Origin of the sequence: Terrisporobacter othiniensis (assembly GCF_000808015.1) — a bacterium.
Lineage (GTDB): Bacteria > Bacillota > Clostridia > Peptostreptococcales > Peptostreptococcaceae > Terrisporobacter > Terrisporobacter muris.
In genome coordinates this window covers 23,257-36,990 of the sequence record NZ_JWHR01000038.1, presented here as the reverse complement: position 1 = coordinate 36,990, position 13,734 = coordinate 23,257, and the positions used below count along the sequence as shown (strand labels likewise).

The 13,734-nt window shown below is 27.4% G+C and carries 12 protein-coding genes; 3 read left to right on the top strand and 9 right to left on the bottom strand.

Going from position 1 to position 13,734, the window contains the following annotated elements:
- Positions 1-64: 64 nt before the first annotated feature.
- The 4 genes from QX51_RS03225 to queG form a co-directional block, all read right to left on the bottom strand.
- Positions 65-1,393, bottom strand: a complete 1,329-nt coding sequence (locus QX51_RS03225) for a VanW family protein (protein WP_161791894.1) — start codon at positions 1,391-1,393, stop codon at positions 65-67.
- Between the two features lie 5 nt (positions 1,394-1,398).
- On the bottom strand, positions 1,399-2,025 hold the full coding sequence (gene nth, locus QX51_RS03220) for an endonuclease III (RefSeq protein ID WP_039678471.1): 627 nt from the start codon (positions 2,023-2,025) through the stop codon (positions 1,399-1,401).
- A gap of 144 nt (positions 2,026-2,169) precedes the next feature.
- Positions 2,170-4,401: a Lon protease family protein gene (locus QX51_RS03215; RefSeq protein ID WP_052232857.1), complete on the bottom strand. Its 2,232-nt coding sequence runs from the start codon at positions 4,399-4,401 to the stop codon at positions 2,170-2,172.
- A 129-nt stretch (positions 4,402-4,530) separates the two neighbouring features.
- Positions 4,531-5,439 (bottom strand): tRNA epoxyqueuosine(34) reductase QueG, encoded by a 909-nt coding sequence (gene queG, locus QX51_RS03210; RefSeq protein ID WP_039678469.1) that lies wholly within the window; start codon positions 5,437-5,439, stop codon positions 4,531-4,533.
- A 63-nt stretch (positions 5,440-5,502) separates the two neighbouring features.
- On the opposite strand from queG, the gene QX51_RS03205 reads away from it, so the two are divergent.
- Together QX51_RS03205 and glsA are read left to right on the top strand one after the other, a co-directional pair.
- Positions 5,503-5,907: a RusA family crossover junction endodeoxyribonuclease gene (locus tag QX51_RS03205; protein ID WP_039678468.1), complete on the top strand. Its 405-nt coding sequence runs from the start codon at positions 5,503-5,505 to the stop codon at positions 5,905-5,907.
- Between the two features lie 102 nt (positions 5,908-6,009).
- Positions 6,010-6,927: a glutaminase A gene (glsA, locus tag QX51_RS03200; RefSeq protein WP_039678467.1), complete on the top strand. Its 918-nt coding sequence runs from the start codon at positions 6,010-6,012 to the stop codon at positions 6,925-6,927.
- Positions 6,928-6,977: 50 nt separating this feature from the next.
- Here glsA and QX51_RS03195 read toward each other — a convergent pair whose 3' ends face one another.
- The 5 genes from QX51_RS03195 to QX51_RS03175 all read right to left on the bottom strand — a co-directional run bounded on the left by QX51_RS03195 (position 6,978) and on the right by QX51_RS03175 (position 12,244).
- Positions 6,978-7,982 (bottom strand): aldo/keto reductase, encoded by a 1,005-nt coding sequence (locus tag QX51_RS03195; RefSeq protein ID WP_079764745.1) that lies wholly within the window; start codon positions 7,980-7,982, stop codon positions 6,978-6,980.
- A 144-nt stretch (positions 7,983-8,126) separates the two neighbouring features.
- Complete coding sequence (locus QX51_RS03190) at positions 8,127-8,684, bottom strand: ArsR/SmtB family transcription factor (RefSeq protein WP_039678465.1); 558 nt, start codon at positions 8,682-8,684, stop codon at positions 8,127-8,129.
- Between the two features lie 304 nt (positions 8,685-8,988).
- Positions 8,989-10,653, bottom strand: a complete 1,665-nt coding sequence (locus QX51_RS03185; protein ID WP_039678464.1) for a nucleoside kinase — start codon at positions 10,651-10,653, stop codon at positions 8,989-8,991.
- Between the two features lie 26 nt (positions 10,654-10,679).
- Entirely contained in the window at positions 10,680-11,213 is a 534-nt protein-coding gene (lepB, locus tag QX51_RS03180) for a signal peptidase I (RefSeq protein WP_039678463.1), read from the bottom strand.
- 302 nt (positions 11,214-11,515) lie between these two features.
- Complete coding sequence (locus QX51_RS03175; RefSeq protein WP_039678462.1) at positions 11,516-12,244, bottom strand: PrsW family intramembrane metalloprotease; 729 nt, start codon at positions 12,242-12,244, stop codon at positions 11,516-11,518.
- Between the two features lie 186 nt (positions 12,245-12,430).
- Here QX51_RS03175 and sleC point away from each other — a divergent pair, with 186 nt between their 5' ends.
- The gene (gene sleC, locus QX51_RS03170) at positions 12,431-13,711 is read left to right on the top strand and encodes a spore cortex-lytic germination protein SleC (protein WP_039678461.1); all 1,281 of its coding nucleotides are present in this window, start codon (positions 12,431-12,433) and stop codon (positions 13,709-13,711) included.
- Positions 13,712-13,734 lie beyond the last annotated feature (23 nt).

The following is a 13,734-nucleotide window of genomic DNA, read 5'->3' as shown; positions in this document are numbered from 1 at the left end:
TTCAATTTTTTCCTAAGTACATTATAACAGAAATCTATCCTAATTAAAGTTGCTTTTTTATACTTTACTTCCTAAGTTCTCTTGTCCCATATATAATAATTTTATCTTGAGGAGGATAATAGCTTTGACCTATATATTCAGTTTCCTTACCTAAAGTATCTTTATACACTCTATAAGTTTGAACTTTATATCCTTTTCTACCCTCCTGTTCTATGGTTTTTACACCCAGGTCATATTTTTCACTATTTCTTCTAATTATCCTATTATTAAGTATATCTGTAGTTTCTGTTATAACTTCAATATCTTTATTATCTTTTTTATTTCCATAAATTGTGCATACTATCTTGTTACCTACGATTCTATTATATATAAAAATAGGGTTATCAAATTTATTGGAAAATTTTAAATCTATGGTTCCACCTGATACAGTTGCATCTCTCCCCATTTCAATATAAGGGCTCGGTATTGAATGATTTCTTACATTAATTATTTTCATACCAGAATATAAAGCTGCGTTATAAATAGTGCTCGATACTTGACACATACCGCCGCCTATTCCCTTTTCTGGCTTTCCATTCACTATTACAGGAGCTTCTTTTAAATATTTATTTATATGAGATTTCTGTATACATGAATTAAAAGAAAATATTTCTCCTTTGTCTAGTAATATATTACTTGTTGCATTTGCTGCCAACTTAATATTATTGAATCTATTATAATTATTTGCATTAAAATAAGTCTCAAAACTTCCTAAAACAGTATTAATTTTGCTTAACTCTTTATAGGAATAAAATGGCTTAACAGATAAAGTAGGTATGATTTCATCTTTATTATCCATGTCTTTTATTTTTCTAATTATTGTATTTTTTAATTCATCTTCATTTAACTTATATCCATTTTTTTCTTTAGTTATAACTATTTTTCCATTTATTATTCTTATTGTTGCACTTGTTGGTTTTATATATATTTTTTTATTCAATTCTTTTAAATATTTATCTAATTTTTTTTCATCATAAGTAATACTATAATCTAGTATTACCTTCTTACCCATGGCTAAACTACTTCTAGTTTTCATATTTGCAATGATGCCTTTATCTCTGCCAATATTATATGCTTTTTCAACTACTTCTTCCACATCATAGCTTGTTCCTACATCATTCTTGCAAAAACTATATTCTTTTTCATCGAAAATTAATGAAAAGGAATTATTCTCATCAAGTGCTTTATTTATTTTTTCCATAGCTTCTTTTTTTGTTAAATTTGACAAATTAATATCTCTAACATAAATATTTTTGTTTATTTTACCTTCAAATTCAATTGCATTACTTAAGACTACATTGCCTAAAGATACAATTAATAATGATAAAAATATTGCAATCTTAAGCTTTCTCAAAAGTATCATTCCTTTCCTTTATAAAAATCACAATCACCTTTTATTGGGCATAACTCGCACTCTGGTTTTCTTGCCTTACACATTCTTCTTCCATGAAATATTAATACATGGTGAGAATGAGACCACCTGTGTTTTGGTATAACATCCATAAGAGCAAACTCAGTTTTTTCTGGAGTTTTGGTATTAACAATACCTATTCTATTTGCAACTCTAAAAACATGTGTATCTACTGCTATTGCATCCTTGTTAAATGCATTACTTAGTACTACATCTGCTGTTTTTCTTCCAACACCAGGAAGTTTTGTTAACTCTTCTAAAGTATCTGGAACTTCACCATTGTAATCTCTACATATCATTTCTGATGTGGCCTTAATCTTTTTACCTTTACTTTTATAAAGACCGCAAGTTTTTATTTCTTCCATTATTTCTTCTTCAGGTAAGCTTGCAAAATCCTCAGGCTTATTGTATTTCTTAAACAACTCTCTTGTTACCATATTAACTCTAACATCTGTACACTGTGCAGACAATATAGTAGCTATTAATAGCTCAAAAGCTGTAGTATACTCTAATTCACAATGAGCATCTGGATAAAGTTCCTCTAGCTTGTCTAAAATTTTATTTACATCTTTCATTTATTTTCCCCCTTAATTTATCTTTTACTTTTATTATCTATCAATTTAGTCAATCTATAACAAAGTAATAATTCTCAATTTTTTGGTTTTTTGTATTAAAAAAGCAAAAACTTAATAAGTTCTTGCTTTTTATTATATCAATTTTTATTCCTTTTTTGATTCTCTTGACTTATTATAAGTATCTAATTTTTCTTTTACCAAGATTTTAATATCTTCAAACATTTTATCCATTAGAATTTCTATACTCTCTTCTATTTTGCCCACAGGATAAATTTTAAAGTTTCCATCTTTTATTGTTTTTTCCATTTCATCTGAAAGTATTAAATTATCCATATTATCTTTTGGCAGAATCACACCATAAACCTGATCTTTGAATCCTCTTTTCTTGCACACGTTATAAAATCCTTCTATTTTTTCTGTTATGCCTCCAACAACTTGTATATCTCCTTTTTGATTTAAGGATCCTGTCACTGCTATATTTTGTTTTATAGGTACTTCACTTAATGAAGATAGCAAGGCACATAATTCTGCTAAAGTAGCGCTATCTCCATCTATACCACCATAGTTTTGCTCGAAACAAATATACGCATTCATTGATAAAGGATATTCCTGTGCAAAATGCTCCGTTAAATATCCTTGCAAAATAAGTACACCTTTGCTGTGTATAGGTCCACTCATTTTTACTTCTCTCTCTATATTTACTATTCCTTTACTTCCCATACTAGTTGTTACACTAATTCTCGATGGTCTTCCAAAAGAGTATTCTCCCATACCAAGAACTGATAGTCCGTTTATGATTCCAACTCTACTACCTTCAGTATCAATCATTATTGTATTATCTTCAATAAATTCATCCATTTTATTTTCTATTTTATTCAAACGCTTACGTCTTTCCAGTATAGCTATTCTGACATGCTCTTTTTCCACAAACTCTTTATCTTCTAATTTTGCAAAGATATCTGCCTCTGTTATTACTTCTAATAATTTATTAAAATCTGTTGATAATTTTTTCTTACTTCCTACTAATCTAGTGCTATGTTTTATGATATCCTCTACAGCCTCATAAGTAAAATGCTTAAACTTATTTTTTTCACATTGAAATGCTATAAATTGAGCCATGCCATATTCTGTAACCTCGTTTCTATTCATTTCATTATCAAAATCTACAAATATCTTAAAGCATTTGCTAAATTCATTATCATATCTGTAAAGCACATCATAAATATAGTTACTTCCAATTAGTATGATCTTAACATTTAATGGTATTTCTTCTGGCTCTATTGATACTTTCGTCTCCATTGGAATTTTTTGTGACTGTATAGTCCTTTTTAAAAGCTCCCATGATAGCGGGTAAGCTAAAAGTTGTTGTGCATATAGAACTAAATACCCACCATTTGCTTTTTGTAAAGAACCTGAAAAAACTTTTGTAAAGTCAGTTTTTATATTCCCACTATTATAATCATACTCAACCTTACCAAACAAATTTGATGGACTTGGATTAGATTCAACAATAATAGGTGCATGCTTATTATTTTGATTATCTACAAACAAATTAACTACATATTTTAAAAAACAATCCTTATTATAGTACTCTCTAATTTCATCATCATCTAAGTAAAATAATTCTAAATTTTTAAGTATATCTTCTCTTATTTTATCAATATAATCTACAATTTTATCATAAGATTTATATTTCTCTTTTAACTCCTCAATATGTGGATCTACAACTATTTTACCTACTTCATCTTCTATCTCAATCATTATAGTTTTTATATTTTCCTCAATTTCTCTTATCTGATAAACTACCTTTATTGCCATATTTTCTAATTCTTTTTTAATTTTAAAGAACTCTTCTGAGGATACTTCATCCTCAAAATTTTCATTTAGTGGAACAAACACCATTCCTACTTTACTACTTTTAAGCTTAAATCCTTTTTCTTCTCCATAAGTTTTTATCTGCTTAATTAAATCTTCTTTTTGCATCTCATACTGCTCTAATAATGTATTTTTATTTATCTCATATTCTTCACTATCAAAAGCTTCCTTTATTTCTTCAAATAGTTTATCTATCATTTCTTCTATATCATCTTTAAATATTTTCCCCATTCCTCTTTCTAAACTTATTACAATAGGTTCTCTTGGATTATCAAAATTATATACGTAGCACCAATCCTTATGATTATTTTTTTTCTTTGAGTACCCTTCTAAAACTTTCATTGTATAAGTACTTTTTCCTGTTCCAGGGTCACCTGCTACATATATGTTGTAAGCAGAATTATCTATTTTTAAACCTAGTTCCATAGCCGTTACTGCTCTGTCTTGACCTAAAAAATCTTTTAAAGGTTCTATTTCAGATGTATTATTAAATTTTTGCATATTAATCCCCTTTCTATCCCCTATTTATATGAACTAAAATTATATCCTGTTATAAACTTAATAAATTATATGTATTATGTTTCTTTAATTTGACTTAATAATTTTTTTCAAAAATAAAAAGCCTATGATTTACCTCTTCATAGACTTTTCTTTTAATATATCTATATTTCTTTTTATAATATTTCTACCTCTCCAACTAAAGGCTCTATCCTTATATCTTCGTTTAAACTCTTTATTTGAAATGTTATTAATCTCTTCTTCACTTAAAGTTGTTATTAAATTAGTGTTAAATTCTTTAATATTAGTCTCACATATATCTTTATTATGAGGACAAACTTGCTGACATATATCACATCCAAATATAGATTTATTCTTTTTCATTTTTTCTACTTCTTCTGATGTAAGCTCTTCTTTCTTTTGAGTTATAAATGAAACACATTTTTTAGGATCCATTTTGTAATTTCCCTCTAAGGCATTTCCCGGACAATATTTTACACATTTGTTACACTTTATACATGTTTTACTTGTAGGATTATCTGGTTCTAAGTCATAATTATTTACTATATATCCAATAAACACATAAGAACCATATTTATCTGTAATAAGATTATTATTAATTCCATAATATCCAATACCAGCTAAATAAGCCAAATATCTATCTACTAATGGTCCATTATCAGCAAATATTTTATAATTAAAGCTTTCATCTACTTCTTTTATTTCCTCACATAAATTATTTAATTTTTCCTTTATTACTAAATGATAATCTAGCCCATAACAATATTTAGATATATTCGATTCATTCTCTTGTTCTATATGATAAGGAAATGCACATACTATAATTGATGCTGCATCCTCCATTATTAATTTTGGATTTATTCTTTTTTCTATATCAGGTTCTTCCATGCCTGTTACAAGACCTTTATTAACCTTTTCTTCTAATATTTCTTTTAATTCATAATATGGACCAACAGATGCAATTCCAATTGCATCTAATCCTTTATTTTTAAAAAGTTCTTTAATTTCTTCTTTATTCATAAAATATCCTTTCTTTAAATCCTCTTTAGTTTTATAATAAACTAATGATAAGGAAGTGATAATTTGATTAAACTAACAATACCAGGAAGACCTATTAGTAAGTCTAATTTTAAACTGCATAACGTTCATGGTCAAGCTTGGATGCCATCAACAGGGAAATATTCTAAATACGTAGCTTATGAAAATATGATAGCCGGATATATAAATACACAATATCAAGGTGAAGTTATAGAAGAAGACTTAATAACAGTTATGAAGTTATACTTCCCTAATAAAAGAATGGGTGACCTACATAACTATCCAAAAAGTATTTGTGATGGAATAGAAAAAAGCGGTATTATAAAAAATGATAAACAATTAAAACCTGTATTATTATTTGATTATATTGATAAAGAAAATCCAAGAGTTGAAATTGAACTTTATCCTGTTTCAAAGTATAATGTTACATACGATATTATTTCAAAATAATATTATTTTATAACCAGACATATAAAAATTAACAACCATTTTATACTTTCAAATGTAATTTTATAATTATTAACAAATATAAATATGTGGAGGATTCTTAGTATGGAAAATTTATTAAATGATATAATTTTATCAAATAAAAAACATACCGCTAACGGAAAAGTCGCTAGTTATATTCCCGAATTAAAAAAAGCTATTAGTGATGACTTAGGCATATGTGTAATCGATAAAGATAATAACATTTACTGTGCTGGTGATTATAGTAAAAAGTTTACTATTCAAAGTATATCTAAAACCATAATCTTAGCTATGGCATTAATGGACAATGAATGGGACTATGTTTTTTCTAAGGTGGGTATGGAACCCAGTGGAGATCCTTTTAACTCTATAATGAAATTAGAAACTAATGATACTAAAAAACCTTGTAATCCAATGATAAATGCTGGTGCAATAGTAACTACTTCTCTAATTAAAGGAAAAAATCTACAAGAAAAAGAAGAAAGGATGTTAGCATTTTTTAGAAAACTTGCTAAAAACGATACTCTTCAAATAAATCAATCTGTTTATAAATCTGAAAAATTAACAGGTGATAGAAATAGAGCTATGGGTTATTTATTAAAAAATGACGGTTTTATAGAAGGAAATGTTGAAGAAACACTAGATTTATATTTCAAACAATGCTCTATTGAGGTAGATGTAGTAGACTTAGCTAGAATAGGCTTACTATTTGCAAACTATGGCATAGATATAGAAACTGGTGAGCGTGTAATTAGTGAAACTATATCTAGAATGGTAAAAACATTTATGGTCACTTGTGGTATGTATGATGCCTCTGGCGAATTTGCTCTTAAAGTTGGTGTCCCAGCTAAATCAGGTGTAGGTGGCGGAATAATGGCATCTGTACCAAGAAGAATGGGTATCGGTGTATTTGGACCCGCCTTAGACAAAAAAGGCAATAGTATTGGTGGATTAAAAGTCCTTGAAGATCTCTCAAAAAGACTAGAATTAAATATATTCTAAATAAAAGCAGCAAAACATCTAAGATGTAATTGCTGCCTTTTTATATTAATCTATTTATTTTCTAATTTGTCACATACATTTTTAAGCATATTTCTAATTGGCAAATTGTAAGGACATTTTTCTTCACAAAGCCCGCATTCTACACATTCACTAGCTTTACTATCACCTAATGATTCATATCTTTCCAATGCCCATTCTTTCAAGTTATATCTTGTATAATATCCTTCTAATAAAAAGTTCTGCGGTATATTTACATTCTTAGGACATGGAAGGCAATATTCGCATCTTCTACAAAAGTTCCCACTTAGTTCTTTTCTAATTTTTTCAATTTTTAAATTATCTTCTTCAGTTAATTCTATCTTATTTATAACCGAAACATTTTCTTTCACTTGCTCAACTGTATTCATTCCAGGAATAGCTACATCAATATAATCTTTTGATAATATGTATTTTATTGCCAAAGGCCCATCATCTATAGCTCCTCCAGCTAAAGGCTTCATAGTAATTGTTCCTATTCCTTTTTCATGTGCTTTTCTAAAAACTTCATCAGCTTGATCTTCAACAATATTATATGGAAATTGTATCGTAGCAAATTTATTATCTTCTACAGCTTTTTCTATAGTTCCTAAACTGTGACTAGTTATTCCAATATATCTTATTTTTCCTTCTTCTTTGGCTTCTAATAAAGCTCTATATGCTTTATTATCATCAAATATTTTACTATATTCCTCTATTTTAAGATTATGTATTTGATATAAGTCTATATAATTAGTCTTAAGATTTTTTAAACTTATATCTATATCTCTTTTCATATCTTCATAACTTCTTGACATACTCTTAGTTGCAATATAAAATTTCTCTCTTCTTCCTTCTATAGAATTCCCTATATATTCTTCACTAACAGTATATCCTCTTGCTGTATCAATAAAATTAATCCCTTGATTTATCAATTCATCAATAACTTTATTTGTATCATCTTGAGTAATTCTCTGTATAGGTATTCCCCCAAATCCAACTCTTTTTATTTTTATCTCTGTACTTCCAAGATTTATCAACTTAATATCCTCCTTATTATAATATCTAATATATATACTATATTATTTTCATATAAACTATCATTATCATATATATATTTATTAGTATAATTTCCTTTAAAATTAAAAAAGTATCAACATATGTTGATACTTCTTATATTCTAATTATTTAGTTTGTGAAGGAATTGCGAACATTACTATATCATGCTTCTTTTCATTTTCTCTGTCACTATGTTCTCTTTTAGCAATAATTTCATCAACCTTCACTTTAAGAGCACTTCTCAATTCAGATATTTCTCCATCTGTTAATAATACATTATCATATTCTAAGATACTATCCCCATTTAAATCCCCTGCTTCAGCTGCATCATAGAAAGATTCTATAGTATCTTCAAAATCTGATATAGATACAAAGTCTGCATCTATTTCTTGCTCTAAAGTATAATCTATTATTTTTCTACTAATAACTATATTATTTGCAGTTGGGTAGTAATATTTCTCTACAATCCCTGATTTAATCTTTTCTTCAACTAATTCTAAAATCCCCACATTATAAAGCGTTTTGATATGATAGTTAATTTTTGCATGTGGCTCATCTAATATTTCTGATAACTGTTTCGCTGATAAAGGCTCCTTATCAAACGTTTTCAAAATATCTACCCTACGAGGATGAGCAATCGCTTTTATACAATCTAAATCTCTCAATACTAATACATCTTTCATATATTCCACCCCTAAAACATTTTTATTTAATATAATCTCATTATATATTAAGTATATATAATTGTCAAAAGCTTCTACATAATTAAACTTATTTTTTTCTTATTTTTATAATTTTTCCTTCGATTTGCTATGAATATTTAAATTAACATGTTTTTTGTCATAATATACCTTATTTTTTGTTAGATCAATGTACATTTTGCATATTATATAATAAGTTAATTAACCGAAAATCCGAAAACATATTATAATATTTTAAAAATTATATTTAATATTATAAAAATAAAAAACGAACAATAAAGTTCGTTTAATCTACTATTTTACTTCCACCTATAAACTCTCTAATTATTGATGTAGGTGGTAAATCTGATATATCTTTAAGTTCTACAAAATATTGAAGAAATTTTAATAATCGGTTCGCTTCACTATAAGCTTTACTAGTTGAGTCTATACTTTCTAATAAAGGCTTCACATAAGACTTTAAGATAGCTAATTCATACACACATGATGAGTTAAAAATCACATCAGCTTCCTCTTGATAAGGAAATATATTTTGCTTTTCTCCTCTTCTTACAGAATCCCAAGTTAGTATAGTTCTTGTAGCATCATGTCCTCTAAACTGATTATCTCTTACAATACGTCTTATTAACCGTAAATCTGTAGTAGGTATCCTATTATGCTCATCTAAATTTAATTGAGTTAAAACACTAAGATAAATTTTAAACTTCTCCTTATCTGGTATTGAAGATGTTAAAATTGGATTTAATCCATGAATACCTTCTAATATTATTGGTTGGTTTTTTTCTATTTTAAGCTTTTTACCTTCTTCACTTTTTCCTGATTTAAAATTAAATTTTGGAATAATTACTTCTTTTCCTTCTAATAAATCACTTAAGTCCTTATTAAATCTATTTAAATCTATTGCATAAATTGATTCAAAATCATAATTACCAAACTCATCTAAAGGCGTTTTTTCCCTGTCTACAAAATAGTCATCTAAGGAAATTGATATAGGTTGTAAATTATTTACTTTTAGGTGTACGGATAATCTATGGGCAAAACTAGTTTTCCCAGATGATGAAGGTGCTGCGATTAATATTATTCTTTTATTTTCTTGCTTAATTATATCTGCTATTTGTCCTAGTTTTTTTTCTTGTAAAGCTTCTACTATTCGTATCAACTCTCCATATGATCCATTTTCTATTACTTTATTTAAAGATAATACTGTATCTACCCCCATCAATGTAGACCACTTTTCCATTTCCAAATAAATGTTAGATAACTTAGGCTGAGAAACAAACTCTCTAACTTTAGATTTATCATCTTCTCTAGGTCCAAGTAATATAAACCCACCTTCATACTTTAATATATCAAATGTTTTTAAGTATCCTGTAGATGGCAGCATATGCCCATAAAAATGATCAACATGATTATTACATTTATAAATCTTTATATCATCATGTTCTTTATATTTTAATAATTCAGCTTTATTCCTCATGTTATGCTTATTGAAAAAATCGATAGCTTCATTTTTAGTTACAATTGTTTTTTCAATTTCATAGTCTGAATCAATAATTTCTTGCATTTTTAATTTAATATCATTTTTATCTTCTTCATTCAGTATTTTATCTGTATGAACCTCACAATATAAACCATTAGATAGAGAGTGTTCTATACTAACTTTACAATTTTCATAAAGTTCTTCACATGCCATTATGAAAATAAGCGTTAAAGATCTTGAATATACTCTATGTCCATCACTATTATTAGTATCTAAAAATTTAATAGTACAATCATCAGATACAAAATTTGTTAATTCCTGTAATTTATTATTTATAGATGCTAAGGCAATATATCCGTCATAATTATCCTCTATTTCATAAGCAATATCTTGCAATCTTATACCTGGTGAATTATCCTCTATCAAAAATATTTTTTTTTCATTTTCTATAGTTAAATTTAATCGTCTCATTTTGAACTACCCCTTTACGATTATTATTATCCTAATAAACCTATCTTATTAAAAGGATATAACCTAACAAAAACTTTTCCTAATATATCTGAGTTATTAATAAATCCTACACTAGAATATCTACTATCTAAACTTATTTCTCTATTATCTCCTAATACAAATACGGAATTTTCTGGAACAACAGTATCTATATCACCTTCTGTGACTTCATTATGTATATAAGGTTCAACTAATTCTTCTCCATTAACATATACTTTAGAATTTTCTATCTTAACTGTATCTCCACTTACTCCTATTACTCTTTTTACTAAGTCTTTGCTACTTCCATCATCTTGTTGTAAATCAGATTCAAATACAATAATATCACCACGTTCAGGCTCTTTAAATTTATAAGACATCCTATTTATAATTAAGTAATCTCCTTCTTCTAAGGTAGAATACATAGAATCTCCTCTTACTAATGTTGGTTTTATGAATTGTGTTATTATAAAAGCAAAAACTATCGCTAATGCAAATACCTTAACCCACTCAAAAATCTCTTTTTTTACTTTTTCACTCAAAATATCATCTCCTCAATAATATGTAATTGTTTATAATATGTTACACTCACAACAATTTAAGTATAGTTAATTCTAATACCTTTTGGATAGTGATTTTTTAATTCTATTAGTTTCATTTTCTTATTTAGCAAAAGTACATGTTGAGTATACTAAAACACTATCTTTTTTAACATTTCAAGTCCGTCTCTTATTATTACCCTTTGTATAGATTGACATTCTATTAAGTAATAATATGAAGATGGTTTTTACTTGATCTATTTATACTTTCATTATAATAGAATCCTTCCTACGCTCAAGAGATATCAGTCAATTTTATCTCCCTTTCTACTTTTATTTTTTCTCTTGTAAAACCTTATCTTTGAATATAGTGTGTATTTATCTAATTTGTCTAAATTAATTTTCCATAAGAATATTATATACACTATAAAAACTATAATAGCCCATCTATATCCTATCATCAAGATAAAATCAAAAACTCCATGAAGTAATATTGGCATAATTATTGCATAAATTAGATATTTGTTTTTTTTATCATCGTCCTTAGCAAATTTATACTTCGAAATATAATACCCCATAGTAATTGCAAACATTATATGAGATGGTATAGAAATCAGCCCTCTAGTTATTCCTAACTCAAAAGATAAATCTAACCTTTCTCTCATTAAATATATAATATTTTCTATTGTGGCAAATCCTAATGATAAAAATATAGAGTAGATTATTCCATCTAATTTTTCATTAAAATCTTTATCCTTTAATAAAATAGGTATTAATATTATAGACTTTAGTCCTTCTTCTGTAAATGCTGCCACAAAAAAAGCTGTGTATAGAGCTCCTATTGTACCTGAAAATATATTTAGTTTACTAAAGTACAATTCCAAAACTATTGCCAAAATGCTTACTAAAATTCCAAGCAAAAAATATTCTATTAATTTAATCGGTGGTTCTTTTTCATATTTGTCTTTAAAATAAATCCAACCTACAAAAATACTTACTGGCAGTATGGCTAGAATTAATATGTAAATTTTCATATTTTAATATAACCTTTCTTTGCATATATATTAATATTTAGATATTTATATCTACTACTTATTATCTCCATTAGTAAATAATTTTAATATTTGTATTTTAACACTTTATTGCTTAACAAAATAAAATATTTTTCATAGAATAAACTAGAGTATTTACAGCCTAGTTAAATTAAAAGGGGTGATTATATGCAAGACGGTTTTTTAACGGTTAGTGTTATAAATTTTTCAACAAATAGACCAATAGAAGATGCTACCATAAATATATATGGTATGGATGATCAACAAAATAGTACTGGTATTGTGTTTGAAAACTTAAAAACTGATGAATCCGGTCAAGTAAGAGGTTTAACCTTGCCTGCACCTGATGTTCAGTACTCTTTAGATCCAGCATCTACAGTTAAACCTTACAGCGAATACATTGTAGAGGTTATATCCCAAGGATTTGAACCTGTATTAATAAAAGGTACTCAAATTTTACCTATTGTAGAAGCATTACAAAATGTTCCTGTTGGTAGACCAACTCAGCAAACTAGAAGAAATAATAAAAAGAGACAACAAAATACTATATATGATATTTCTGCTCATACACTTTGGGGAAATTATCCTCCTAAAATACCTGAAAGTAGTTTGAAACCATTACCTCCTCCAACAGGGTTTGTTGTCTTAGACGAACCAGTAGTTCCAGAGTTTATAGTAGTTCATGATGGCTTACCTGAAGATACCAGTGCAGAAAATTATTGGATTCCTTTTAGAGATTATATAAAAAATGTAGCATCATCAGAAATTTATTCCACATGGCCTGAGCAAACTATTTATGCAAATGTTATAGCTATAATATCTTTCACACTAAACAGAGTTTTTACAGAGTGGTATAGAAACAAAGGTTATCAATTTACAATAACTTCATCTACAGCATATGACCACAAATATATTCATAACAGAAATGTTTTTGATAATATAAGTGTAATTGTAGATGACATATTTAATACATTCATTAGAAGACCTCCTACAGCAAGACAACCACTACTTGCACAATATTGTGACGGTAAAAAATCTCAATGTCCTGATCAAATGACACAGTGGGGAAGCAAAGACTTAGGTGATCAAGGCATGAATTATGAAGAAATTTTAAAATACTTTTATGGTGATAATATAACTTTTGCACAGGCTAATGTTGTCAGCGGTGTACCCGTTTCTTTTCCTGGTTTTACACTACAACTAGGATCTAACAATTCTTACGTTAAAACCATACAAAATCAATTAAATGCTATCTCTAACTCTTATCCAGCAATTGAAAAAGTTGCTGAGGATGGAATTTTTGGAACTTCAACAGAAAAAGCTGTGAAGAAGTTCCAAGAAGTTTTTAACTTACCTCAAACAGGTGTAGTTGATTTTAAAACATGGTATGCAATTTCTAGAATTTACGTAGCAACTACAAAAATAGCTTCTTTAAATCCTGTAATTTAATATATAAAAAATACTATCAGAAT

Excerpts from the sequence above, each read along its gene's own strand:
- nth (WP_039678471.1), bottom strand. The coding sequence starts at position 2,025 with ATGAAAGATGTAAATAAAATTTTAGACAAGCTAGAGGAACTTTATCCA.
- QX51_RS03215 (WP_052232857.1), bottom strand. The coding sequence starts at position 4,401 with ATGCAAAAATTTAATAATACATCTGAAATAGAACCTTTAAAAGATTTT.
- queG (WP_039678469.1), bottom strand. The coding sequence starts at position 5,439 with ATGAATAAAGAAGAAATTAAAGAACTTTTTAAAAATAAAGGATTAGAT.
- glsA (WP_039678467.1), top strand. The coding sequence starts at position 6,010 with ATGGAAAATTTATTAAATGATATAATTTTATCAAATAAAAAACATACC.
- QX51_RS03190 (WP_039678465.1), bottom strand. The coding sequence starts at position 8,684 with ATGAAAGATGTATTAGTATTGAGAGATTTAGATTGTATAAAAGCGATT.
- QX51_RS03185 (WP_039678464.1), bottom strand. The coding sequence starts at position 10,653 with ATGAGACGATTAAATTTAACTATAGAAAATGAAAAAAAAATATTTTTG.
- QX51_RS03175 (WP_039678462.1), bottom strand. The coding sequence starts at position 12,244 with ATGAAAATTTACATATTAATTCTAGCCATACTGCCAGTAAGTATTTTT.
- sleC (WP_039678461.1), top strand. The coding sequence starts at position 12,431 with ATGCAAGACGGTTTTTTAACGGTTAGTGTTATAAATTTTTCAACAAAT.